Annotated in this window: 1 protein-coding gene; it reads left to right on the forward strand. The window is 45.1% G+C overall.

The window, feature by feature from the left end; all coding sequences use genetic code 11:
• On the forward strand, positions 1 to 1,360 hold a 1,360-nt coding region (locus tag AWU74_RS05550; protein ID WP_498067483.1), incomplete at both ends, for a DNA-directed RNA polymerase subunit beta family protein.

The following is a 1,360-nucleotide window of genomic DNA, read 5'->3' on the forward strand; positions in this document are numbered from 1 at the left end:
ATTAGTGAAAGACGATATCGTTCAAACGATGAAATTTTTAACAAAGGTATATATTGGCGATGCACCATTGGATGATATTGACCATTTAGGAAACCGTCGCGTGCGTTCGGTCGGAGAACTAATGACCAATCAACTTAAAACTGCGTTCGCTCGGATAGAGCGAATCGCAAAGGAGCGCATGGGGTTAAAAGAAATCGAAACGGTAAAACCTCAAGATTTAATTTCGATTAAACCCGTCGTAACATTGGTAAAAGAATTTTTTGGGTCAAGCCAATTGTCGCAGTTCATGGATCAAGTGAACCCGCTTGCCGAACTGACGCATAAACGACGCTTGAACGCGCTCGGCCCGGGAGGGCTTTCTCGTGACCGTGCCGGCTTTGAAGTGCGTGATGTACATTATACTCATTATGGCAGAATGTGCCCGATTGAAACGCCGGAGGGTCCGAACATTGGACTTATTGTGTCGCTTGCAATTTATACGCGCGTGAACGAATACGGATTCCTTGAAACACCCTACCGCTGGATTGAAAACGGCAAGGCAACTGACCGTGTCGATTATCTTTCAGCAATAGAAGAAGATAAATACTATATCGGACAGGCGACTGTGGACGTGAATAGCGACGGTACCTTTTCGACAAACCAGATTTCTTGCCGTAGGCACGGTGATTACACGATACGGAATCCTAATGACATACAGTATATGGATGTATCGCCGAAGCAAATTATTTCTGTATCTGCCGCACTCGTGCCATTTTTGGAGCATGACGATGCAAATCGTGCGCTTATGGGGTCAAACATGCAACGACAAGCAGTACCTCTTTTGTTTCCAGAACCTCCTCGTGTGGGTACTGGCATGGAAGAGAAATGTGCCTACGATTCGGGCGTGCTTGTCAAGGCAAGACGCGGGGGTAAAGTCGTGCGAGTTACGTCGAATACCGTAGTAGTAAGTCCAGATAAAGTGGAAATGGGAGTATTTGATGAATATCCGCTCTTGAAATATCAACGGACAAACCAAGATACATGCTATCATCAGCGTCCAGTGGTTGGAGTGGGAGATTCGGTTGAAAAAGGCACACTACTTGCCGACGGTCCGGCAACATTTAACGGCGAACTTGCGCTTGGTCGAAATATCCTTGTCGGTTTTGTGCCATGGAATGGATATAACTACGAAGATGCCATTCTTATTTCACAGCGTGTGGTGAAAGAAGATATGTTTACTTCTGTCCATATCAAAGAGTTTATCACCGAAGTGCGTGAGACGAAACTTGGTCCCGAAAAAATCACCCGCGACATTCCAAATATAAATGAAAAAAATTTTGACAACCTTGATGAAAACGGTATTATCTGCATTGGGTCTCCA

It is taken from the genome of Treponema endosymbiont of Eucomonympha sp. (genome assembly GCF_001028545.1).